The following is a 24163-nucleotide window of genomic DNA, read 5'->3' as shown; positions in this document are numbered from 1 at the left end:
GGGAAGAGAGTGAAACAATGAACCTTGGGAGTGACGATGCCAGTACTCCCTTTGGTGATACTTTATCTGCCCTGTGGCCACATCCTGATGATCGAATGAACCTGATCGTGTCAGTGCAAGGCTGACATCCGGAGAACTCCCCATAAGAGGACTGACATTATAAGTGGAGGAATTGCTTGAACAGCATGAACCTCTTTTACTTGTCAATTGATGGAGTCCGACTTCAAGCCAGTGCTTTGGGGAGGATATTGGAACATGAGGAGATTGAACAATAGCTGGAAGGGAATGACGCCCTGACCCCGATATTTTAAGGGGTGGAGGTTCTGCAGAGGCAAGTATCCATGAGGAAGCACTGAGAAGTAAAACCCCTTTGGCAAAGCAGTGTGCAGTTTTTTTAACTTTACCTCTCAACCTTGCCTTTAGTTCCATTCAACGTCTCCATCAAATTCACACAGATAATGTCGGCGCAGGAGAGTTTCGTTTTGTTATAAGCTTGTCTTTTATTTGAGCGCATTCGGTTGATGCCACTACTCGCCAGACAGGTCTGAAAAAAATAGCAGACACGACAACTTTTGTTTATAAAAAAGGGAGCGATTACTCGCTCCCTTTGGGGAAAAGGGTCGCATTATGAGAGTGTATGGAGTTACTCAGTCCAATCCAGAACGATCTTACCGGACTTACCACCAGCCATAATCTCGAAAGCTTCTTCGAACTTGGACACTGGGTAACGGTGGGTAATGATTGGGTCCAGGTTCAGGCCGGACTGCAGCATGCTGCCCATCTTGTACCAGGTTTCAAACATTTCACGGCCGTAGATGCCTTTCAGTGTCAGCATCTTGAAGATCACCTGATTCCAGTCAATCATAGTGCCTTCTGCAGGGATGCCCAGGATGGAAACCTTGCCACCGTGGTTCATCAGTTCCAGCATCTGGTTGAAAGCGTGACCGTTACCGGACATTTCCAGACCAACGTCAAACCCTTCGGTCATACCCAGCTCTTTCATCACGTCATCGAGCTTCTCTTCAGCAACGTTCACAGCACGGGTCACGCCCATTTCACGAGCCAGAGAAAGGCGGTATTCGTTCACATCAGTGATCACAACGTTGCGCGCACCGGCGTGCTTGGCAACAGCTGCAGCCATGATGCCGATTGGGCCGGCACCAGTTACCAGAACGTCTTCTCCAACCATGTCGAACTGCAGAGCTGTGTGAACAGCGTTGCCGTATGGATCAAAGATGGACGCCATGTCATCGCTGATATCGTCTGGCAGAGGGAATACGTTGGCAGCAGGAATACACAGATACTCAGCAAAGCAGCCCTGACGATTTACACCAACGCCCTGAGTGTTACGACACAGATGACGACGGCCAGCACGGCAGTTACGGCAATGCCCGCACACCAGGTGGCCTTCACCGGATACGCGATCGCCGACTTTGAAGCCTTGTACTTCCTGACCCAGCTCTACGATCTCACCGGAAAATTCGTGGCCTACGGTCATGCCCAGTGGAATAGTCTTCTGGGACCATTCATCCCAGTTGTAGATGTGGATGTCGGTACCACAGATCGCAGTTTTGTGGATTTTTACCAGAACATCGTTATGGCCAGGAGTCGGGATGTCCTTTTCGTCCATCCAGATGCCTTTCTTGGCATGCAGCTTGGCCAGAGTTTTCATTTTTGCCATGTGGAATAACTCCTTTAAGACTCGTCTTAACCGATAACCTTCAGCTCAACGCCAACCTTAACAAAGGCTGCAACGGCACGGTCAATCTGCTCTTTGGTGTGAGCAGCGGACATTTGGGTACGGATACGGGCCTTGCCGTTTGGAACAACAGGGAAGCTGAACGCGATAACGTAGATGCCTTCTTTCAGCATGCGATCAGCAAAATCTTTTGCCAAGGTTGCATCGCCCAGCATCACTGGAATGATTGGGTGGTCTTTACCAGCCAGAGTGAAGCCGTGCTTTTCCATTTCTGTGCGGAAGTAAGCTGCATTTTCACGCAGACGCACGCGTACATCGTCGCCTTCTTCCAGCATGTCCAGCACCTTCAGGGTGGCAGATGCAATAGTTGGGCACAGCGTGTTGGAGAACAGATAGGGACGGGAGCGGTTACGCAGCCAGTCAATCACTTCCTTCCTGGCAGCGGTGTAACCGCCGGAAGCGCCACCCATAGCCTTACCCAGAGTACCGGTGATGATGTCTACACGGCTCATCACTTCACAGTATTCGTGAGTACCACGGCCCTTGTCGCCAACGAAACCAACAGCATGGGAGTCGTCAACCATAACCAGAGCGTTGTACTTGTCAGCCAGATCGCAGATGCCCTTCAGGTTTGCGATGATGCCGTCCATGGAGAATACGCCGTCGGTGGCGATCATCTTGTGGCGAGCACCGGCTTCGTCAGCGGCTTTCAGCTGTTCTTCCAGAGACTCCAGATCGTTGTTGGCGTAGCGGAAACGCTTGGCCTTGCACAGACGCACACCATCGATGATGGAGGCATGATTCAGGGAATCACTGATGATGGCATCTTCAGCACTCAGCAGAGTCTCGAACAGGCCTGCGTTTGCATCGAAGCAGGAGGAGTACAAGATGGTGTCTTCCATACCCAGAAAGCTGGACAAACGCTGTTCCAGTTCCTTGTGAACATCCTGAGTACCACAGATAAAGCGTACAGACGCCATGCCGTAGCCGTACTTGTCCAGAGCTTTCTGGCCAGCTTCGATCAGCTCAGGGGCGTTTGCCAGACCAAGGTAGTTGTTGGCACAGAAGTTAAGAACCTGTTCGCCACCAGTCACAGTAATGTCGGAAGACTGCTGGGAAGTAATAACGCGCTCGTCCTTGTAAAGGCCTTGCTGCTTAAGCTCATCCAGTTGGTTGGTGAGCTGATCATAAAATGCAGATTTCATCCTGGCTCCAAAAGGCTCTAGATGATGGAACAACCACCTCAACCAGAAACCCGAACAAAGTCAGCTTCTGGTATAGAGAAGTGCAGAGAAATTTAGTGTATACGCCGCAATAGTACGTCTTTGGTAAACGCGGGGCGATGACCTATGTCAGGTTATATTAGCCACAATATCCAAGTGGCAATATAAGTAGTCTCCCAAGCTTTAACCAACAGCTGCCCAATATCACTCCGTCAGACAGCATATATAGAGCCAGAATATATCACTTAATTTCCGACTTACTCTTAAGAAACCACATTATTCAGTAAGAATAACCACCCTTTTACAAAAATACGGCAATATAAACCAGTAGAGCGTTATTCAGTCATGATATCTATCCAGAAAAAAAGTCTTCAGCAGCAAGGTTTGCTGACAATAAATTTACTGAAAATCCATTTGCATGCTGACTCAAAAACATCAGCCCGGCATTTAACCGGGCTGATTGTTTGAAAAGAAACGAGTTGTTAAAAAAAGCACTCTGGTTACAGAGAAACCAGATTTGAGATGTGCTTTGCCAGATTCTCCTGAAACTCCAAACGGACGGCATCCGGAGAGTGGGCATTGTGCGTTAAAACCACTAGCCCCTGATTGCGCATGAGCTGTTCAATCTCAAGGCTGCTTCCCAGGCTGATCACTGGAAACAAGCCGTAACTGAAGAGCTGTCGCTCCATGTCCTGCAGTTGTCTCAGGGAGGCATCAGTCAGCTCAATAACAGCCGCATTCTGACCAAGACGGGCTGCCCGTTCAGCTGCGGAAACTTTACCGAGCTTTCCAGACTCAGTCTTACCGTTAATCATGCCTGCGCCAACGGTGGCATTGGTCAAACGGTCAATGACAATAAATGAGCCAGTTGCACGGTTATTGCGATATGCATCAAAGGCTACTGCACGGGTGAGGGAGAGATGGCAAACACCAATCTCATTCAAAGCCAGCTGCGAAGTTGACTGCTCTTCCAGAGTATTCACATCGATACGATGGTGAATATTACTCACCTGCCCTGTTGAGCTGAACGCACCCAGTTTGATTTCATACTGACGCCCGGGTTGCAATGGTTGCTCAGACATCCACACAACAGTGGCATCCAGCTCACGGGCCTGCTCTGGTATGTTTTGTGTCGATACCAGCATATCTCCACGACTGATATCAATTTCATCTTCCAGTGTCAGGGTAACAGCCTGACCGGCAAACGCCTGTTCCAGATTGCCATCAAATGTCACAATCTCCTTTACACGGCTTGTTTTGCCAGAAGGAAGAACCTTAAGTTCTTCTCCCGTGCTTATAACACCGGAAGCAATCGTTCCGGCAAAACCACGGAAGTTCAGATTCGGACGGTTCACATATTGAACCGGAAGGCGAAAATCATCCAGATTCTTATCATCAGCAATGTCTACCGACTCAAGAATCTGCATCAGCGTTTTACCCTCATACCAGACCATATTGGGGCTGGGGTTCACAACATTATCGCCATCGAGAGCAGACATGGGTACGAAGCGAATATCACCCATAGCGCTATCCGTCGTTAACGGCTCGGCAAAATCCAGATAATCATTGCGGATATTTTCGAAAGTGTCCTGACTATAATCCACAAGATCCATTTTATTGACGGCCACCACAATATGCTTGATACCCAGCAGACTGGCAATAAACGAATGACGTCGTGTTTGAGTCTGCACACCGTAGCGGGCATCAATCAGAATAACAGCCAGATCGCAGGTGGATGCACCGGTAGCCATATTGCGGGTGTACTGCTCGTGCCCCGGAGTATCGGCAATAATAAACTTGCGCTTTTCAGTGGAAAAATAACGATACGCTACATCAATAGTGATGCCCTGCTCCCTTTCAGCTTGCAAACCATCCACCAGCAGGGCCAGATCAAGCTTTTCCCCTTGCGTGCCGACTTTTTTGCTATCGCTCTCGATAGAAGCTAACTGATCTTCAAAGATCATTTTGCTGTCATGAAGTAAACGCCCAATCAGTGTGCTTTTTCCGTCGTCTACGCTGCCGCAAGTCAGAAAGCGCAGCAATTCTTTATTTTCGTGCTGTTTCAGATAGGAAATAATATCTGATTCAATCAGCTCAGACTGGTGACTCATTAGAAGTACCCCTCCTGCTTTTTCTTCTCCATAGAGCCGGAGGAGTCATGATCAATAGCTCTTCCCTGTCGTTCAGAGGTGGTGGTCAGCAGCATCTCCTGAATAATATCCGGCAGAGTTGCCGCCTCGGATTCCACGGCACCGGTGAGCGGGTAGCAGCCAAGGGTTCGAAAACGTACTGACTTCATTTCCGGTACTTCGCCCTCTTCCAGAGGCATACGTTCATCATCCACCATCACCAGCATGCCGTCCCGTTCGACAACGGGGCGTTTTTCCGCCAGATACAGAGGAACAATCTCGATATTCTCCAGCCAGATATACTGCCAGATATCCAGCTCCGTCCAGTTAGACAGAGGGAATACGCGAATGCTTTCACCCTTGTCGTGCCTGGCGTTGTACACATTCCATAGCTCTGGTCGCTGATTTTTTGGATCCCATCGGTGGTTACGATCCCGAAAAGAGTAAACCCGCTCTTTCGCCCGGGACTTCTCTTCATCCCGGCGGGCACCACCAAAGGCCGCATCGAAACCGTACTTATCCAGAGCCTGACGCAGGGCCTGAGTTTTCATAATATCGGTGTGTTTGGAGCTGCCGTGGGTTAACGGACCAACGCCCATATCCACACCTTCCTGATTGATATGTACCAGCAAATCGAGGTCGTACTTTTCTGCCATTCGATCCCGAAACTCAATCATCTCCCGGAACTTCCAGGTGGTGTCAACATGCAGCAGGGGAAAGGGAATACGTCCGGGGAAAAATGCTTTACGGGCAAGATGCAGCATCACTGCAGAGTCTTTGCCCACAGAATACAGCATCACCGGATTATCGAACTCAGCCGCCACTTCTCGAATAATATGGATACTTTCGGCTTCAAGTTGCCGAAGGTGGTTCAGGTTAAAATCCGCGCTCATTGGGGCAACCCCGTTATTGTCATTCTGAGCCGCCTTATTCGTTTGAGTTATTGGCGGGAGGCTCACTATATCAATAATTCTAAAGAATATGAGCGGGGATATTTAGAATTGTTTGTACTATCTATATGACATCAAAGGGTGACTCTAAGAAACGAGCGTACCCTAACGACAATACGGAGCGCAGCAAGTCACTACCTGCTGCGATCAAACTCAAATAAGGCAACAAAGTTAAACCGGATTACCAATATCAAAGAACTGATGCTCTATGCCATATTCAGCAGCAAGCCAGGCACCCAAAGCCTGAACACCGCCGCGTTCCGTCGCATGGTGACCCGCTGAAATATAATGGATGCCTTCCTCCCGGGCGGTATGAACAGTAGATTCTGAAATCTCGCCACTGATATAAGCATCCACTCCAGCCTCAACTGCCTTACCCAGCAGACTTTGAGCGCCGCCAGTACACCACGCCACGGTTTTGATCGGATGATCACCACCGCTGATGACCAAAGGCTTACGACCCAACGTGCTCTCTATCATGGCACTGAAGTCATCCAGCGAAGTAGACTGATCAACCTCTCCTACATTGCCAATTGGGCGGGATTCTGCTGGATCAAGAGGGCCGGTTTCCGTTAGACCCAACAGTTTGGCCAGCGTTGCGTTATTACCCATGGTGGTGTGGGCATCCAACGGCAGGTGATAACCCAGCAGGCTGATATCGTGGGTAAGCAACTTTTGCAGGCGGCGCTTTTTCATGCCGGTAATCTGCGCCTGTTCATTTTTCCAAAAGTAGCCGTGGTGCACCAGAATGGCATCGGCTTTCCAGGCAATAGCCTGATCGATCACGGCTTCACAGGCGGTTACGCCGGTTGCTACACGCAGAACTTCATCCCGACCTTCAACCTGTAAGCCATTGGGACAGTAGTCACGAAACTGCCACGGCTGCAGCTCTGTATCCAGAATACGAACCAGTTCCTGTAATTTCATGGTGGTATTTACCTTCTTTTCAGACATACCGGGCTTTTCATATATCACCAGCCCATTCATACCTTTATACTAATTCTGAGCTATTGATGTTTCACCATATAACTCAGTAGCCCATAAGAATTTAAGCTCAACACACAGGATGGCTGGATACATCGAATGAGCCGGTTTTCTCGCACTTTCCGCTGGTTTGGCTGGCCCGCACTTTGCGGATTTCTTGTTGCACTGTTAATCCTGCAACAGTATCCCTCACTCACTGGCATACCAGAAAAGAAGCCTGTGGCCGAGCAACCTGCACAGGAATTTGTTCCATCCTTTAATTCCGCCGTAGTGAAAGCGGCACCCTCTGTGGTCAGCATTTTCACCCAGAGAACCCTGCGTCGCCCCGGAAACCGTGAGAACAACCTGATTTCTGAACCGTTCAGCAAAAGTCGAATCCCTCGCCGGCAACAGGTTCAATCCAGCCTTGGCTCTGGTGTCATTGTAAGTCCCGCTGGATACATTCTCACCAATAATCATGTCATCAAAGGTGCTGACGATATTATTGTTGCTTTACCCGACTTTAGGGAGACACGGGCCAATGTTATTGGTGTTGATCCGGAAACCGATCTGGCAGTGTTGAAAATTGAGATACAAGACTTACCCAGTGCCGATTGGGCTGACTCAAAATCAGTAAAAATTGGCGATGTAGTTTTAGCCATTGGTAACCCGTTTGGTCTTGGACAAACCGTGAGCCAGGGCATTATCAGCGCTACTCGCCGTGATCTTCGCCTCAGCAACTACGAAGGTTTCCTTCAGACCGATGCAGCTATCAATATCGGCAATTCCGGTGGCGCCCTTGTGAATGCCAAGGGCGAACTTGTGGGCATTTCCACTGCTCTGATCTCCAGTGATGGTGGCAGTGAAGGTTTGGGCTTTGCTATCCCCTCCAATCTCGCAAAGTTTGTGATGTCGTCCATCATCGATAAGGGTCGAGTCGTGCGTGGCTGGCTGGGAATTGAGTCTACAGCTCTCAGCACCGAGCTGGCTGAGGCATTTAACCTGCCACTGGGCAGCGGAATTCTGATTTCCGGAGTGTATGAGAAAGGTCCTGCCAAAGCTGCAGGATTACAGCGCGGGGACATTATTCTGCGTATCAATGATCTTGTGACATACGACGCCCGAAAGGTAATGAACAGTGTGGCCAAGTTAAAGCCTGGCTCAAAGGTAACCATTATGGTCCTACGGGACGGTAAGAAGATGCCTTTTGTTGCTGAGGTTGGCGAGCGTCCAGAGGACCCCTCTCGCGGCTAGGGAGCTTAATAAAAGCTCCCTGAGAACTTTATTTGTTTATTCGATACTCCGCAGAGCAAGCGTGAGCCGTCAGCCCTTCCCCTCTTGCCAATACCGAAGCCACCTTTCCAGCTTCCGATGCCCCTTTTGCTGAAAAGTTAATGAGGGATGTTCGTTTCTGGAAATCATAAACCCCCAGAGGCGATGAGAACCGCGCTGTGCCAGAGGTCGGAAGCACATGGTTTGGCCCTGCGCAGTAGTCTCCGAGAGCTTCAGCGGTATAGCGCCCCATAAAAATGGCACCGGCATGGCGAATATGGGGGAGCATAGCCTCCGGATTCTCTACTGACAGTTCGAGGTGTTCTGGTGCAACCCGATTCACAACCTCAAGCCCCCTTCCCAAGTCCGGCACATGGATAAATGCACCACGGCCACTAATGGATGCCTGAATAATCTCTTTCCGTTCCATCGCAGGCAGCAGCTTGTTCATACTCGCCTGCACCGCATCCAAAAATGCGGCATCCTGACTGATCAGAATGGCTTGAGCATCCTCATCATGCTCTGCCTGTGAGAATAAATCCATCGCGACCCAGTCTGGGTTTGTCTTGCCATCACTAATCACAAGAATCTCCGATGGGCCAGCAATCATATCAATACCAACCTGGCCGAACACCATACGCTTGGCGGTCGCCACATAGATATTCCCAGGCCCAACAATTTTATCAACAGCGGGAACGGTTTCTGTTCCATAGGCCAAAGCCGCAACAGCCTGCGCTCCGCCAATGGTGAAGACTTTGTCTACATCCGCAAGAGCCGCAGCTGCAAGAACCAGCTCGTTCACCTCCCCATGAGATGCAGGGACAACCATAACTACTTCTTCCACACCAGCAACTCTGGCGGGAATGGCATTCATCAGAACAGAGGAGGGATATGCGGCCTGACCACCTGGCACATAAAGCCCTACGCGATCAAGAGAAGTTATTCGCTGACCAAGTGTTGTGCCATCAGATTCTGTAAAGCTCCAGTCACTTTGAACCTGTTTTTCGTGATAATCGCGAATACGCTTTGCTGCCACTTCCAGTGCATTACGCTGTTCTGGTGGCAGATTTTCCAGAGCATTAGCCAGCTGCTCTTTATTGAGGCTGACGTCGGACATCTCTGTTGCAGATAACCCATCAAAGCGGTTGCTGTACTCCAGAAGAGCTGCATCACCACGGGTACGAACCTGTTCAACAATGTCAGTCACAATCTGCTGAACAGTGGTGTCAGAAACCGTTTCCCACGCCAGAAGATGATCCAGTTGTTGCGCAAATGTCTTATCACCATAAACCAGCCTGCGGGGTTGCAGTTCATCTTTGCTCATGGAGTACCTCTGACGTTGTCACTCGTTTTTATTAGTAATTGATTAAGGAGCCTGTGAAAATGCGGGTTAAGGCATTGCGTCTACTGCCGCTTTCATATGAGCGATAATCTGGCTGATTGTTTCGTGCTTCGTTTTCATGGCTGCACGGTTGACTACCAGTCGGGAGCTGATATCGGCAATATGCTCTCTGGGCTCCAGACCATTGGCTTTTAAGGTATTTCCGGTATCCACGATATCGACAATCTGATCGGCCAGATCAATCAGTGGTGCCAGCTCCATAGAGCCATATAACTTGATGATATCCACCTGTTTGCCCTGGCTGGCATAAAACCGCTTGGCAATGTTGACGAACTTTGTCGCCACTCGAATGCGCTTACCGGGCTCTTCCTGATAATCAACGGTTGTGGCCGTCATGAGGCGACACTTTGAGATTTGCAGATCAAGAGGCTCATAGAGTTCAGAAGAGTTGTGCTCCATCAGCACATCCTTTCCGGCCACACCAAGGTCGGCAGCTCCATGTTCAACATAGGTCGGCACATCACTCGCCCGAACAATCAGCAGACGAACATTTTCATGGTTGGTGAGAATAATCAGTTTGCGGGTTTTGGCAATATCTTCCGCCGGGGTAATACCTGCCTTTTCAAGAAGCGGGCGGGTTTCCTGAAGAATACGCCCCTTGGAGAGGGCTATTGTCAGAGGTGTCGAAATCATTGTTATTGTCCGCTTATAGCTTGCTCGGTACAGATCATATCTGCATCTCAATATGATTGCCTGGGGAGTGCTCCCCACACTCCTGGGCAACGTTTCCCTCCCTTTTCAGAGGAGGGAGCTTTAGCGAGGTACGCGACGGATGGTTGCACCCAGCTGTTGCAGCTTCTCTTCGATACATTCGTAACCACGGTCGATATGGTAGATACGATCAACGACAGTATCGCCAGTAGCCACCAGACCTGCGATGACCAGACTGGCAGATGCACGGAGGTCCGTCGCCATAACCGGAGCAGACTTCAGGTTATCCACACCACGCACAATTGCAGTATTGCCTTCAACGTCAATATCTGCCCCCATACGCTTCATTTCAAGAACATGCATAAAGCGGTTTTCGAAAATGGTTTCGGTGATTGTGCCAGAACCGGTTGCCACTGCATTCAGTGCGGTGAACTGCGCCTGAACGTCAGTCGCCATACCGGGATAAGGCGCTGTTTTCAGGCTCACAGCTTTAGGCTGACGACCTTCCATATCCAGTTCAATCCAGTCTTCACCCACTTCAACCTTGGCGCCAGATTCACGGAGTTTCACCAGAACCGGATCCAGAATAGTGGGATCAGTATCTTTTACACGAATGCGTCCGCGGGTTGCGGCCGCAGCGATCAGATATGTTGTGGTTTCGATACGGTCAGGCAGCACAGAGTAAACACAGCCGTGGAGCTTTTCCTTGCCCTGAATGCGAATAGTGTCTGTACCATGACCTTCAATGTCTGCACCCATGCGGATAAGGCACTCTGCCAGATCAACCACTTCTGGTTCACGGGCAGCATTTTCGAGAATCGTTTCCCCATCAGCCAGCACCGCTGCCATCAGCAAGTTCTCGGTGCCTGTTACAGTAACGGTGTCGAAGAAGATGTGAGCACCTTTCAGGCGATCAGCCTTGGCTTTGATATAACCATCTTCCACAAGCACTTCTGCGCCCATGGCTTCCAGACCGCGCAGGTGTAAGTCCACAGGACGGCTGCCAATGCCACAACCACCGGGAAGAGCCACTTCTGCATAACCATTCTTGGCCACCAGTGGGCCAAGCACCAGAATGGAGGCACGCATGGTTTTTACCAGATCGTAGGGAGCTGTGAGGTGCTTGATGGTATCGGCATGAACTTCTACGTTCATTTTCTCGTCAATCATCAGCTCCACGCCCATGCAGCCAAACAGCTCAATGAGGGTGGTGATGTCCTGAAGATGAGGCAGGTTGCAAATGGTTACCGGCTCGCTGGCCAGAAGGGTGGCGGCCAGAATTGGCAGGGCAGCATTTTTGGCACCAGAAATACGGATTTCTCCGTCCAGGCGGTTGCCACCAGTAATAATCAGTTTATCCATCGAATAACCGCTTACCCTTGACGGGCTGCCCACTCCTCAGGTGTGAAAATCTGCATAGTAACAGCATGGATAGTGCCAGCAGCTATCATCTCGTTGAGATGTGTATAGACCATCTGCTGGCGTTTGACTGGCAGACACCCTGCAAAAACCGGAGAAATGATTTTCAGAGTGAAGTCGCAACCTTCGCCCTCAACCATTACCTCTGCACCCTCTAGCCTGGCTTCGAGCAGCTCTTTAACTTCGCTGGCTTGCATAATAAGTCTTTCCAAAAACAGGAACGCAAAAGTGCGTATGATAGGGAACTCAGGGGCGGGAGACTAGGGGCAACAACTCATCCATGCCACAAACCCGGGCTAAAGCCATCAAATCATCTGGAATTTGGGCGAAGGCAAGCTCTTTTTCACTCTGGCGAGCACGGCGTACCCAAGACAATAACATAGCCAGCGCAGAGCTATCAGCGTGATCGACTCCTGACAGATCAACAACCAGATCCCTCGCTGGGTCCTTTGCAAGAGCGGCCCAGCTGCTATCGACCAGCTTGGGCACAGAATCTTTATTCACCACCCCGGTCAGAGCGAAACGACCGGGGGACATGGGAGTCAGTTCGCCCATTGACTATTCCCCCTGATTTTTGTCTGTCAGCTCTTTAACCTGTTCCTGTTCACTCTGCTGCATGAGCTCAGGCCATTTTTCGATAGCCTTGGAGACATCACGGAAGCGGTTCACCGCATTTTCAAACTGGTTACGGAACTGGATACCGATGTTGATGCCTTCAACAACAATGTTGCGCACCTTCCACTCTCCATTCTGTTTCATCATGGAGTAAGACATGGTGTATTCAGTATCCCTGCTACGAACTTTCAGGTTTACAGGCACGTTACGGCTTCTGCCCGCATCATATCGCTTCATCAACTCCTCAGGCACTGGCTCAACATTGCTGACGGACAACTGGCTGGCATCAAAGGTGAGTACGGCACGGCTGTAAAAGTGCACCAGCGTGGACTCAAACACCTGTGTAAACTGGTCCACTTCTTTGTCTGATACACGGTGAGCGTACTTACCCATAACGGCGCGGGCAATTTCGTCAAATGCCACAACAGGGGTAATCACCTGCTCCACATCACGATAAAAAGCTTCGGGATCTTTTTCATAGTGCGCGCGGTTATCCTTCATCAGCTGGATAACTTTAATGGTCGCATTACCGGCTATTTTATCTGGAGTCGCAGTTGATGCCTGAGCTGGCAGAGCCACAGCAAACATCATTAAAGCGCCCAATACTGAGACCAGTATTCCCTGTTTTTTCACCAATGACATAGTCCGGCTCCTCAACTTCACAAACGCGCTGAAACAAAAATATAAGAATTAAAAGCTATCGCCGCCATCATCATCCTTGCCAACAGAACCCAGCAAGAACTTACCAATCAGGTCTTCGAGAATTACGGCAGACTGAGTGTCATCAATACTTTCACCATCTCTATAGAACTCCCGGGAGCCCCCTACGCTGATACCAATAAACTTCTCACCCAGCAAACCAGCTGTCAGGATAGCGGCAGAACTGTCCACGGGAATATTATCTACACTGGTGTTCACATCCATCACAACCCGGGCCATATAAGTCTTCTTGTCCAGCTCGATATCCACTACCCGCCCAATCACTACACCGCCCATGGCCACCTTGGCACGTCTGGTGAGTGAACCAACATTGTCAAACTCAGCGTAGAGTCGGTAAGTTGAGTTATCGGTATTGACTGACAGCCCGCTTACTCTCAGGGCTAACAGTACCAGCGCAAAAAGGCCCGCCAGCAAAAAGGCACCAACACTGATTTCTACAGTACGCATCCGCATTTAGAGATCTCCAAACATCACGGCTGTGAGGATAAAGTCCAGCCCCAGCACAGCCAGGGAGGCGTAGACAACGGTTCGGGTCGTTGCCCGACTGATACCTTCAGATGTCGGCACAGCATCATACCCCTGAAACACCGCAATCCAGGTCACCACGAAACCAAACATCACACTTTTAATGATGCCGTCGATGACATCATCACGAAAATCAACAGAGTTTTGCATGTTGACCCAGAAGGAACCTTCATAAATTCCCAGCCAGTCAACACCCACCATTGCCCCGCCAAAAATCCCCACCATAGAGAAGATACAGGCCAGCAGAGGCATGCTGATAAACCCGGCCCAGAAACGCGGTGCAATAATGCGCTTGAGAGGGTCAACACCAATCATCTCCAAAGAAGACAACTGCTCAGTGGCTTTCATCAAACCGATTTCAGCCGTCAGCGCAGAGCCCGCTCGACCAGCGAATAACAGAGCTGTGACCACGGGCCCCAGCTCACGCACCAGGCTTAAGGCCACCATCTGCCCCACCGCCTGTTCGGAGCCATAACGCACAAGAATGTTATATCCCTGCAGCCCCAGCACCATGCCGATAAAAACACCGGACACAGTGATAATAATCAGGGACAAAACACCCACTGAATAAATCTGCTTAACAATCAACTTACCCATAGAGCCGTGGGTATGACTGCGGCCGAGCAATGCCATCGTCAGCATAATGGTTGCACGGCCAACGGCTTGCAGAACCTCCAGCCCGCTTCGCCCAAGAGCAGCGATATGATCAAGAATGCGGGTCATGAACGATCTCCCAGCATATCTTCCTCCAGGCTGCTTCCCGGAAAATGGAAAGGTACAGGGCCATCAGGTAACCCTTTCATAAACTGTTTCACCTTAGGATCATTAGAATCCTGCAGTTCTTCCGGTGTGCCTTTGGCAATCACCGAACCATCAGCCAGCAAATAGAGATAATCAGAGATACTGGCGGTTTCTGCCAAATCGTGGGAGACAATCACACTGGTCAGATTTAATGCGGTATTAAGCTTGCGAATCAGATTTACAAGCACGCCCATGGCGATAGGATCCTGTCCAACAAACGGTTCATCGTACATGATGAAATCCGGATCCAAAGAGACAGCCCGCGCCAGAGCCACGCGGCGCGCCATACCACCCGACAGTTCAGCTGGCATCAGCTGTGCTGCACTGCGCAGACCAACTGCATGCAGTTTCATCAGCACAACATCACGAACAATGGGTTCAGGCAACTTAGTGTGAACACGCAGGGGAAAGGCTACATTTTCAAAAACTGTCAGGTCAGTAAACAGTGCGCCACTTTGAAACAGCATACCCATTTTAGAGCGGGCACGAAACAGCTCTTCGCGCCCGAGGTGGGAGATATTCTGACCATCAACAAAGATCTCACCAGCATCCGGTTTTAGCTGTGCACCAATCAGGCGTAACAAGGTTGTTTTACCGGTGCCGCTAGGCCCCATAATCCCGGTTACTTTACCCCGAGGGATGTCCATATCAATATTATCAAAAATAACCCGCTCACCTCGTCTGAACGCAAGTCCGCGGATTTCAATAAAGTTTTCAGTCTCTTGATTCATCAGCAACAGGTTTCCACTGCAGAGGCAATGCTATGGCCAGCAGTCGTATTCACTTACCCTCAATACGACAAATAATTTTTTGTTTTTTAACTTTTGCGAAGTGTAACACCCACCGCCACACAATAGCAGTAGTGTCTGTATCAATGTCACATACAAACCGATTAGATCATGTGATTTTATTGTCAAACGCCGTGCTTTTCGCAAAAGTATTACTGTGCCTTCGCACCCTGCATAGCTGCAATCAGTTCTTTTTTGGAGCCTCCGAAGCCTTTTGCGGCCATGGCATGATAGCCTTCCTGGAACCTCTGCCCATCCTGCATGGCCTCCACCATTTGCTGCTGAGTTAACTCCATCCCTCCATTCAAGAGGCTGTCCGGGTTCACACTGGGATCAAAACTTGCGATCAGCTGCCTTCCCAGAGTGGAGAACTGTTCCATATCATTGAGCTGCTTTTGTACTAATGCCAGTTTTGCTTCCTGGGTAGCAAGCTCTTCTTTCAGGCGGATGATTTCTTCATCGCGCTTATCAGCTTTACCTTCCTCTTTCTTTTCCTTAAGTTGTTCCATCTGCTCAATCTCTTTTTGGGATTTCTCTAACAGCTTCTGAGACTCAGAAAGCTGTTGATTAAGGTCTTCAAGCTGACCAAGCAATTCTAGATTAGCCTGCAGATTTTTTTGGCATTCCATATGTAAATGGCTGACCTCCTCTTCCTTATCCTTGAGCTGCTTCATGGCCGTCTCAAGCTCTTGTCCTCTGTCACTCACACCATCGAAAGGTTGAGATTCCACTTCCGGGGTAAGAGCTGGAGTATGAGACACAGGCTCCACTACAGCCTTAGCCCCCAGACATCCGCCAACCATAAGGATCAGGCCAACCAAGCCAACAACAACCAAAACGATTACAGGAATGCTGACTTCTCCTGCCACCCACCCTCCTGTTGCAAGACCAAGGGCAATAGCACCACCCAGCCTGCCAATCTCCTTAATATTCTGAACACCCATGAAATACTCCAGCATCCTTGCAGCTATTTATTCAGAATAGTCACCAAAACAGATAACAGAAGTGCTTTGAACACTCACTGAAAAGCCGGATGAAAAGCCTGTAGGAAATCCGTAGAATGTCACCCTTTATTCACATCTTTATATCTCTACAAAAAAACAAACGGTTTAGGATTCATGCTACTAGCCACTGGAGCTCTTATTCTCGGCTTTATTGCCTTGATGTGGAGCGCTGATCAATTTGTAAACGGTGCAGCTGTCACAGCCAGAAATCTGGGCATGTCCCCCATGCTGATTGGCCTGACCATTATCTCTATAGGCACCTCAGCGCCCGAGATTCTTGTTTCTTTTATGGCTGCTACTTCCGGTCATGGTGATCTGGCTATTGGTAATGCACTGGGCTCAAACATCGCTAACATTGCTCTGGTACTGGGTGTCACGCTGCTTATTGCCCCCATTCCTGTGGATGAACGCCTGATAAAGAAGGAGCTGCCTTTGCTGGCTGCCATCACTGTCGCATCAGGTCTGCTGATTTATGACAACTACATTGGCTTTGCCGAAGGCATAGCCATGATTGTCGCTCTTGTTATCACGTTAATGGTTTTCAACTACTGGCAAAAGCACCCAAAGCCTGAAGGACTCAGCTCTGCTGGAGATGAGGGCGAAGCTGAGATTCCCGATATCACTCAGAACAAGGCTATATTTTTGTTGCTGGGTGGTTTAGGCGTTCTTCTGGCCAGCTCCAAAATGCTGGTATGGGCAGCCTCTGAGATTGTACGGGGCCTTGGAGTCAGCGAACTCACCATTGGTCTGACCGTTGTAGCCATCGGTACCAGCCTGCCGGAGCTGGCCGCCAGTGTTGCCAGTGCTTTGAAAAAGCACCACGATATGGCCATCGGCAATATTATTGGTTCTAACATTTTCAACCTGCTGGCTGTTATGGCTGTGCCCGGAATCGTATCGCCCATGCATATTGATCCGTCCGCCTTTGCCCGGGACTACCCGATCATGACAGGTCTGACCCTGCTTCTGGTATTCCTCACCCTGATCAGCAAACGCCCCAGGATTCTGGGCAGAGCCTCCGGTGCGCTACTGCTTGGCTGCTATATAGCCTATAGTCTCCTGATTCTGACACAGCCTTAAGCTCAGACTCTGAGAAACACTTCAACGATAGCAGGGTGCGCCCTGTTTCGTTACAATCCCGTGATTCGTTTTCTGTATGTATAAACGCTCTCCTATGACAACATCGACCACCACCCCTGTGGCCGCCTCTACGACCACCTCCGCAGCAAGCGCCGAAGAGTTTATTGCCTCCGGTCGCCGTACGGTCAATATCGAACAACAAGCTGTCATGGCTCTGCAGGACCGTATCAACCATGACTTTGCCAAAGCCTGTGAGCTTATTCTGAACTGCCGTGGCCGTGTGGTTGTAACAGGCATGGGTAAATCCGGTCACATCGGCAATAAGATGGCCGCTACGTTTGCCAGCACCGGCACGCCGTCTTTCTTTGTGCATCCTGGTGAAGCTGCTCACGGGGATATGGGCATGATTACCGCCAATGACGTTGTTATTGCCCTCTCCAACTCCGGTGGCAGCTCTGAAGTTGTTACACTGATTCCCCTGTTCAAGCGTCTGGGTATCCCCATGATCGCTATGACCGGCAATCCCGGATCAGTTCTGGCCACCAGCGCAGAAGTCCACTTGAACACCGGTGTAGAGCAGGAAGCCTGCCCTCTGGATCTGGCCCCCACTTCCAGTACTACCGCCACTCTGGTTATGGGTGATTCTCTGGCCATTGCTCTGCTGGAAGCCCGTGGCTTCACAGCTGAAGATTTTGCTTTCTCCCACCCCGGAGGCAGTCTGGGTCGTCGTCTGCTGCTGAAGGTGAGTGACCTTATGCACTCTGGTGATCGCCTGCCAGTGGTTGAAGAAGGTACAGCTCTGCGCACCGCCCTGCTGGAAGTCACCAGCAAAGGCCTGGGCATGACCGCTATTACAGATAACTCCCGTCGCCTTCGTGGCATCTTCACTGATGGCGACCTGCGCCGCACCCTCGACAACGGTATCAACCCGCTAACTACCAACGTGGAAGAGGTCATGACCGCCAACTGTGTCACTATCCAACCAAACATTCTTGCAGCAGAGGCTCTGAAAGTGATGGAAGATCACAATATCAACGCCCTGATCTGCATTGATGATGACAACCGCCCCGTGGGTGCTATCAACATGCACGACTTACTGAAAGCCGGTGTTGTTTAATGTCCTTGCGGCAAATCTTTTTCACAGCTCTCGCTCTTGGGTTTATCGGGATGATTGGTTTCTGGTCGTATACGGCGGACAACCCCAACACAATCGCCAATAAACCTGCTGCAGCCCAGAACAAGGCTCCGGATTTTTTTGTACGCAATGCGCGTGTCACAGAGTTTGGGCCGGAAGGTGAACTGGAGTCTGTGCTGGTTTCCGATGAAATCAGCCACTTTCCCCACAACGATACAACGCTGCTGAAAAACCCTGACCTGTTGAGCTACAACGGCGATCCACAAGTCACTGGTAAACAACCATGGCATACAACGGCAGACAGCGGCCGTGTTTTACCTGACGGTGAAACGGTTGAACTGATTGACAATGTGGTGATGGTGCAACGGGATGCACAGGGAAACCCGGCACAGCGTGTAGACACAGATTTTATGACCGTTTACTCTGGGCAGGAATTTGCAGAAAGCAATCTGCCAGTGCGCCTGACAACCCCGACCAGCGTCGTGAATGCTGTGGGCATGCGCGCGTTCTATAAACGGGATTTTATTCAGCTTAAATCCAGGGTACGAAGCATACATGAAACTCGCTAATCTCCCTTTTGGTAAGAGTCTGGTTTATCTGAGCCTGGCCCTGACTACGGTACTCACCGCCTCGCCCTCCTGGGCGCTCTCGGGAGATAGGGAGCAGCCTATCCATATCTCATCCGACAGTGCGGATATTGATGATGCAAAAGGCATTGCCATTTATCGTGGCGATGTAGTGATGACTCAGGGCTCCACCAAACTGACCGGCGACATCATCACTATCTATTCCACCAATCGCCAGGTACAGCGTGTTGTTTCAGAAGGCAACAACGATCTTGCCTACTACGAAGAAGAACAAGAGGGCGATAAAGGCATTTTAAAAGCCTGGGGTGTGACCATTGATTACAATATGGGCACCGAAAAAATCAAACTGATCGAGAAAGCTCGCCTGCAGCAAAAAGGCGATACCTTTATCGGTGATCGCATTGATTACGATCAGGCCAGACAGCTTGTAAACGCACAGGGTCAGCAAGGTAAAAGCAACGGTCGGGTTCAGATGGTAATCCAGCCTAATCAGGCGCCCGGTTCGTCGAAGTAGATTAGAGAAAGACACAGGCCTTATGGCACAACTGCAAGCAAAACACCTGAAGAAAAGTTACAGCGGCCGACAAGTCGTCCGCGATGTTTCTGTCTCTATTGAAAGTGGTCAGATTGTCGGCCTGCTTGGCCCCAACGGGGCAGGCAAGACCACCTGTTTTTACATGATTGTAGGCCTGGTGAAAACCGAAGGCGGCCAGATCACTATAGACGACAAAGACCTTACACCATTACCTATGCACGGCCGGGCTCGTGCAGGAATTGGCTACCTGCCACAGGAAGCCTCCATATTCCGCAAACTCACTGTTGCTGATAACATCATGGCCATTCTGGAAACTCGGAAAGACCTGAGCAAAGCAGAACGCATTGATAAAATGGAAGGTTTGCTGAACGAGTTCAATATTCAGCACATCCGCAACAACCTGGGCATGAGCCTGTCGGGTGGTGAACGCCGTCGTGTAGAGATCGCCCGGGCACTGGCAACAGAACCTTCCTTTATTCTGCTCGACGAACCCTTTGCCGGCGTTGACCCCATCTCGGTTACTGACATTAAAGAAATTGTCACGCATCTGAAAAACAGAGGTATTGGGGTGCTGATTACAGACCACAATGTTAGAGAAACACTGGACATCTGTGAACATGCCTATATTGTGAGCGAGGGTCAGATTATCGCGTCCGGAAACAGTAACACTGTTCTGGCCAACCAGAAGGTTCGCGACGTCTACCTTGGCGAGCACTTCCGAATTTAAAACCATTCAGTGATAGATAGGTTTATCGGGTAGCGTTTCAGGCATGCTTGAGAGGCAGGGATGATGACAACAATTTGCAGGACTGCGCAGTAAAGGCTGGATAATACGATCCTATGAAGCCATCTCTGGAACTTAAAATTGGCCAGCAGCTCACCATGACGCCCCAGCTGCAGCAGGCCATTCGGCTACTGCAGCTTTCTACGCTGGATCTCCAACAGGAGATTCAGCAGGCGCTGGAAAGTAACCCCATGCTGGAACAGGATGAACAGCAGACGTCAGACCCTGCCACACAGGATGCTTTGTCCGATGCAGGTCTGACAGACCTCAATGAATCTGCAAAAGCTGAAAAGACTGATGAAACCCGGGAAACACAGGAAGACTGGGCAGACTCTATTCCAACAGACCTGCCCGTAGACAGCGGCTGGGACGATGTTTATCAGGCCGCGCCTTCCTCCGGTTCAAACAGCCAGACCGACGCCTCTTCCGATGACTACGCCTCCCGCACCAGCTCCAGCGAAACCCTCCAGGATCACCTTGAGTGGCAGCTGAACCTGACACCTATGTCCGACAGTGATCGCATGATTGCCATGGCCATTATTGAAGGAGTTGACGACAATGGCTACCTGACAGTTTCTCTGGACGACATCCTGGAAGGGCAGGACCCGGAACTGGGTATTGAAATGGATGAGATTGAGATGGTACTCAATCGCATTCAGCACTTTGATCCTGTCGGTGTCGCCTGTCGGGATTTACGCGAGTGCCTTCTTATTCAATTACGCCAGCTTCCTGAAGCCACCGATGATGTGATGAACGCCCATCGTATTGTAGATCTCTACATTGATCTTCTGGGCACACGGGATTATGCATCCCTTATGCGTCGTACCCGCTTAAAAGAGCCACAAGTGAAAGCCGCTCTGGATATCATTCAAAGCCTGAACCCTCGCCCCGGTTCCCAGTTGCAGGAATCAGAAGCGGCATATGTAATTCCAGACGTACTGGTACGTAAGCGTAAAGGCCGTTGGGTTGTTGATTTGAACCCTGATACTTCACCGAATCTGCGTATCAACGACAGCTATGCGTCACTGATTCGTCGGGCAGACTCCAGCGATGACAATACCTATTTGAAAAACCATTTGCAGGAGGCGCGCTGGTTTATCAAAAGCCTGCAGAGCCGTAACGAGACTCTGCTTAAGGTTGCTTCCCGTATTGTGGAATACCAAAGAGGCTTTCTTGATTATGGTGAGGAAGCTATGAAACCACTGGTACTGCATGATATTGCCGAAGCGGTTGATATGCATGAATCCACAATTTCACGGGTCACCACCCAGAAGTTTATGCATACGCCTCGAGGCATTTTTGAACTCAAGTACTTTTTCTCCAGTCATGTCAGTACCACATCAGGAGGAGAGTGTTCTTCAACAGCCATTCGAGCCTTGATTAAAAAGCTGGTCGCTCAGGAAAATCCGAAAAAACCATTAAGTGACAGCAAGATGGCTGTTCTTCTGGAAGAACAGGGTATAAAGGTGGCAAGACGCACCATCGCCAAGTACAGGGAGGCACTTATGATTCCGCCCTCTAATGAGCGTAAACGTCTGGTTTAACTGATTAAATATCCAAATCATTGCTTTCCCATAGTCTGGCGGCGTATTGATTGAAAATTTCGCTAACAGTAGCCAAAAACTGAGCCTGAACCTGCTCTGGCTCATGGAAATAGTCTCCATATACGCAAAATCCGAGACGGAGCACAGGACTAATGATAGAATCTAAAGTGTCGGCCCGGTATGGAATTGCCGGGGCTGCTCAACCTGACATCAGGAGAGTAACGCATGCAAGTTAAGATCAGTGGTCATCAGTTCGACGTCACAGAAGCTCTGCACGAGTACGTTTCCAAAAAGCTTAATAAACTCGCCAGTCATTACGATGGAATCACCAGCATTCAGGTTACTCTGAGTGTTGAAAAACAAAGGCAATGTGCCGAAGCCACCCTTCACGTACGTAACGCAGATATCGCGGCCTCGTCCGAACATGAAGATATGTATGCTGCCATTGATCTTATGACAGACAAGCTTGATCGTCAGCTCCTGAAATATAAGGAAAAGAATATTGATCGCCTTCAGGGGGCTTCACACTAATCCCCGGTCCAAAATCCAATGAGTCTACGGAATATTCTTGCTCCTGGTCACGCCTTATTTGGCGTGCAGGGAGCCAGCAAGAAGCGCACCCTGGAATACATCGCCAACATCATTAGTCAGCGGCAACCCGGCCTCGATGCCAAGGAGTTGTTTAACCAGCTTGTGATCCGGGAAAAGCTCGGCAGCACAGGTCTTGGTAGTGGTTTTGCTCTTCCCCATTGCCGTATCGCTGGCCTGGAAGAGCCGCAGGCTGTATTTCTCAGGCTGGCTGAAGCTATCGACTTTGATGCTATAGATAGTGAACCTGTTGATCTGGTTTTTGCTCTGGTTGTTCCAGAACAGGAAACTGAAAAGCATCTGGACTTTTTACGACAAATTGCCGAACAGTTCAGTGATGCGCCACTCTGTGAAGAGCTAAGGTCAGCAGATAGCAGCGAAACACTTTACCGATTGCTCACCGCTAAAGTTACAGCCTGATTTTCATCATGTCCTACTCAAAACAGAGCCCTTCATATAGGCTCTGTTTTTTACATATTTTTTTAATGGTTTTTTTCCTATGCTTGTCTGACAGACGGGGGGATTGATTCGGATATGTCAAAGACCATAAGACTTGTTATTATCAGCGGCCGTTCCGGTTCAGGTAAAAGTTCTGCACTGGCAGCTCTCGAAGACCAGGGCTTTTATTGTGTTGATAACTTGCCTGCCAGTTTACTTCTCAATCTGGTTAAACGCTGCCACTCAAACCCAGACAGTATGGATAATTTAATCGCTGTCAGTATTGATGCACGCAACACATCAGGAGAGCTGGCCGAGTTTCCATTGATTCACCAACAACTACAGGAACAGAAAAATCTGGTGGGTGATATCATCTACCTCGATGCCGACCACGAAACACTGTTAAAGCGTTTCAGTGCTACTCGCCGTCGTCACCCTCTTAGTGATGGTGAGTCTTCTCTTGATGAGGCAATTAAGAAAGAAGCTGAGGTTCTCAGTTATATTGCAGATTCTGCAGATATGCGCGTTGATACCAGCCGCCTGTCACTACACGATCTGCGCAGCGTAATTCGCCAGCGTGTTGCCGGAAAAGAACGCCACGACCTGTCGTTACAATTCCAGTCTTTCGGTTTCAAGAAAGGTGTCCCCATTGATGCCGACTATGTATTTGACGTGCGTTGTCTCCCAAATCCTTATTGGCAGGAAGAGCTTCGTGGGATGACAGGAAAGGAGCAACCGATTATTGATTTTCTTTCTGCTCACGATTCTGTCAAACGAATGCAGGATGATATCTACCAGTTCGTCCATAATTGGTTACCAGAGTTTGAATCCGGCAATCGCAGCTATCTGACCGTAGCCATAGGTTGCACAGGTGGACAACACCGATCAGTCTATATTAGTGAGCAGTTAGCAAAAGCGTTTACAGACATCATGGCTTCTGTACAGGTTCGCCATCGAGAGCTGGAGCACGCAGCGTCCCAATAAACTCTCAGCGGCAGACGAGCAACCCGATAAGGATAACAACAGAACATGGCGGCGATTCAGGAACAGATTGAAATCATCAACAAGCTTGGCCTCCATGCTCGGGCTGCTGCAAAATTCGTAGGGGTTGCTTCCAGCTTTACCAGTTCTGTCCGTGTTGGTCGACCGAACAAAATGGTGGACGGCAAAAGTATCATGTCTGTCATGATGCTGGCCGCCAGCAAAGGCACCTCCCTGCAATTAGAAGTGGAAGGGAGTGATGCCGACCAGGCTCTGCAGGCCATTATTGAGCTGGTTGCCAATCGTTTTGATGAAAGTGAGTAACACATT

General features: G+C 49.8%; 26 protein-coding genes. 11 read left to right on the top strand and 15 right to left on the bottom strand.

The features are described 5' to 3' along the window. Positions 1–643 precede the first annotated feature (643 nt). The 5 genes from tdh to E1189_RS17985 all read right to left on the bottom strand — a co-directional run bounded on the left by tdh (position 644) and on the right by E1189_RS17985 (position 6928). On the bottom strand, positions 644–1672 hold the full coding sequence (tdh, locus tag E1189_RS18005; RefSeq protein WP_196221506.1) for an L-threonine 3-dehydrogenase: 1029 nt from the start codon (positions 1670–1672) through the stop codon (positions 644–646). Between the two features lie 35 nt (positions 1673–1707). After that, positions 1708–2904: a glycine C-acetyltransferase gene (locus E1189_RS18000; RefSeq protein ID WP_155162133.1), complete on the bottom strand. Its 1197-nt coding sequence runs from the start codon at positions 2902–2904 to the stop codon at positions 1708–1710. A gap of 518 nt (positions 2905–3422) precedes the next feature. Next, complete coding sequence (cysN, locus tag E1189_RS17995) at positions 3423–5033, bottom strand: sulfate adenylyltransferase subunit CysN (protein WP_155162132.1); 1611 nt, start codon at positions 5031–5033, stop codon at positions 3423–3425. Further along, the gene (gene cysD / locus E1189_RS17990) at positions 5033–5995 is read right to left on the bottom strand and encodes a sulfate adenylyltransferase subunit CysD (protein WP_329602107.1); all 963 of its coding nucleotides are present in this window, start codon (positions 5993–5995) and stop codon (positions 5033–5035) included. The genes cysN and cysD overlap by 1 nt, the downstream gene beginning before the upstream one ends. A gap of 177 nt (positions 5996–6172) precedes the next feature. Next, complete coding sequence (locus E1189_RS17985; RefSeq protein ID WP_155162137.1) at positions 6173–6928, bottom strand: Nif3-like dinuclear metal center hexameric protein; 756 nt, start codon at positions 6926–6928, stop codon at positions 6173–6175. Positions 6929–7084: 156 nt separating this feature from the next. Between E1189_RS17985 and E1189_RS17980 the strand changes: the two genes are divergently transcribed. Further along, positions 7085–8218, top strand: coding sequence for a S1C family serine protease (locus tag E1189_RS17980; RefSeq protein ID WP_155162130.1), 1134 nt, complete (start codon positions 7085–7087; stop codon positions 8216–8218). Between the two features lie 28 nt (positions 8219–8246). On the opposite strand, the gene hisD is transcribed toward E1189_RS17980, so the two are convergent. The 10 genes from hisD to E1189_RS17930 form a co-directional block, all read right to left on the bottom strand. Beyond that, the gene (gene hisD, locus E1189_RS17975) at positions 8247–9560 is read right to left on the bottom strand and encodes a histidinol dehydrogenase (protein WP_155162129.1); all 1314 of its coding nucleotides are present in this window, start codon (positions 9558–9560) and stop codon (positions 8247–8249) included. Positions 9561–9626: 66 nt separating this feature from the next. Further along, positions 9627–10268 (bottom strand): ATP phosphoribosyltransferase, encoded by a 642-nt coding sequence (gene hisG, locus E1189_RS17970; RefSeq protein WP_456238844.1) that lies wholly within the window; start codon positions 10266–10268, stop codon positions 9627–9629. Between the two features lie 123 nt (positions 10269–10391). Further along, entirely contained in the window at positions 10392–11651 is a 1260-nt protein-coding gene (murA, locus tag E1189_RS17965; RefSeq protein ID WP_155162127.1) for a UDP-N-acetylglucosamine 1-carboxyvinyltransferase, read from the bottom strand. 11 nt (positions 11652–11662) lie between these two features. Beyond that, a complete protein-coding gene (locus E1189_RS17960; RefSeq protein ID WP_155162126.1) occupies positions 11663–11905 on the bottom strand; it encodes a BolA family protein in 243 nt (80 codons plus the stop codon). 49 nt (positions 11906–11954) lie between these two features. After that, positions 11955–12263, bottom strand: a complete 309-nt coding sequence (locus tag E1189_RS17955) for an STAS domain-containing protein (protein WP_155162125.1) — start codon at positions 12261–12263, stop codon at positions 11955–11957. Positions 12264–12266: 3 nt separating this feature from the next. Then, positions 12267–12965 (bottom strand): MlaC/ttg2D family ABC transporter substrate-binding protein, encoded by a 699-nt coding sequence (locus E1189_RS17950; RefSeq protein WP_155162124.1) that lies wholly within the window; start codon positions 12963–12965, stop codon positions 12267–12269. 48 nt (positions 12966–13013) lie between these two features. After that, complete coding sequence (mlaD, locus tag E1189_RS17945; protein WP_155162123.1) at positions 13014–13496, bottom strand: outer membrane lipid asymmetry maintenance protein MlaD; 483 nt, start codon at positions 13494–13496, stop codon at positions 13014–13016. Next, positions 13497–14291: a lipid asymmetry maintenance ABC transporter permease subunit MlaE gene (gene mlaE, locus E1189_RS17940; protein ID WP_155162122.1), complete on the bottom strand. Its 795-nt coding sequence runs from the start codon at positions 14289–14291 to the stop codon at positions 13497–13499. Further along, the gene (locus tag E1189_RS17935) at positions 14288–15100 is read right to left on the bottom strand and encodes an ATP-binding cassette domain-containing protein (protein ID WP_155162121.1); all 813 of its coding nucleotides are present in this window, start codon (positions 15098–15100) and stop codon (positions 14288–14290) included. The genes mlaE and E1189_RS17935 overlap by 4 nt, the downstream gene beginning before the upstream one ends. Before the next feature lie 209 nt (positions 15101–15309). Beyond that, positions 15310–16101 (bottom strand): hypothetical protein, encoded by a 792-nt coding sequence (locus E1189_RS17930; protein WP_155162120.1) that lies wholly within the window; start codon positions 16099–16101, stop codon positions 15310–15312. A gap of 174 nt (positions 16102–16275) precedes the next feature. On the opposite strand from E1189_RS17930, the gene E1189_RS17925 reads away from it, so the two are divergent. From E1189_RS17925 to E1189_RS17880, 10 genes are all read left to right on the top strand, one after another. After that, complete coding sequence (locus E1189_RS17925) at positions 16276–17241, top strand: calcium/sodium antiporter (RefSeq protein ID WP_155162119.1); 966 nt, start codon at positions 16276–16278, stop codon at positions 17239–17241. A 76-nt stretch (positions 17242–17317) separates the two neighbouring features. Further along, the gene (locus E1189_RS17920) at positions 17318–18358 is read left to right on the top strand and encodes a KpsF/GutQ family sugar-phosphate isomerase (protein WP_230460502.1); all 1041 of its coding nucleotides are present in this window, start codon (positions 17318–17320) and stop codon (positions 18356–18358) included. Then, the gene (lptC, locus tag E1189_RS17915) at positions 18358–18945 is read left to right on the top strand and encodes an LPS export ABC transporter periplasmic protein LptC (protein ID WP_155162117.1); all 588 of its coding nucleotides are present in this window, start codon (positions 18358–18360) and stop codon (positions 18943–18945) included. The genes E1189_RS17920 and lptC overlap by 1 nt, the downstream gene beginning before the upstream one ends. Then, the gene (gene lptA, locus E1189_RS17910; RefSeq protein WP_196221505.1) at positions 18932–19477 is read left to right on the top strand and encodes a lipopolysaccharide transport periplasmic protein LptA; all 546 of its coding nucleotides are present in this window, start codon (positions 18932–18934) and stop codon (positions 19475–19477) included. The genes lptC and lptA overlap by 14 nt, the downstream gene beginning before the upstream one ends. Positions 19478–19499: 22 nt before the next feature. Continuing rightward, entirely contained in the window at positions 19500–20225 is a 726-nt protein-coding gene (lptB, locus tag E1189_RS17905; protein ID WP_155162115.1) for an LPS export ABC transporter ATP-binding protein, read from the top strand. A 113-nt stretch (positions 20226–20338) separates the two neighbouring features. Continuing rightward, the gene (locus E1189_RS17900; RefSeq protein ID WP_155162114.1) at positions 20339–21826 is read left to right on the top strand and encodes an RNA polymerase factor sigma-54; all 1488 of its coding nucleotides are present in this window, start codon (positions 20339–20341) and stop codon (positions 21824–21826) included. A 225-nt stretch (positions 21827–22051) separates the two neighbouring features. Next, positions 22052–22357 carry a ribosome hibernation-promoting factor, HPF/YfiA family gene (hpf, locus tag E1189_RS17895; protein ID WP_155162113.1) on the top strand — a complete coding sequence of 102 codons (306 nt, stop codon included), beginning with the start codon at positions 22052–22054 and terminating at the stop codon, positions 22355–22357. 18 nt (positions 22358–22375) lie between these two features. Further along, positions 22376–22834, top strand: coding sequence for a PTS IIA-like nitrogen regulatory protein PtsN (gene ptsN, locus E1189_RS17890; protein ID WP_155162112.1), 459 nt, complete (start codon positions 22376–22378; stop codon positions 22832–22834). 114 nt (positions 22835–22948) lie between these two features. Next, on the top strand, positions 22949–23836 hold the full coding sequence (gene rapZ / locus E1189_RS17885) for an RNase adapter RapZ (RefSeq protein WP_155162111.1): 888 nt from the start codon (positions 22949–22951) through the stop codon (positions 23834–23836). A gap of 45 nt (positions 23837–23881) precedes the next feature. Continuing rightward, positions 23882–24157 carry an HPr family phosphocarrier protein gene (locus E1189_RS17880; protein ID WP_155162110.1) on the top strand — a complete coding sequence of 92 codons (276 nt, stop codon included), beginning with the start codon at positions 23882–23884 and terminating at the stop codon, positions 24155–24157. The last annotated feature ends 6 nt before the right edge of the window (positions 24158–24163 follow it).

Source organism: Parendozoicomonas verongulae, from assembly GCF_009711465.1.
In the GTDB taxonomy this organism is placed as follows: Bacteria; Pseudomonadota; Gammaproteobacteria; order Pseudomonadales; family Endozoicomonadaceae; genus Sansalvadorimonas; species Sansalvadorimonas verongulae.
The sequence above is the reverse complement of the archived record's forward strand: the minus strand, read 5'-3'. Positions and strand labels throughout refer to the sequence as shown.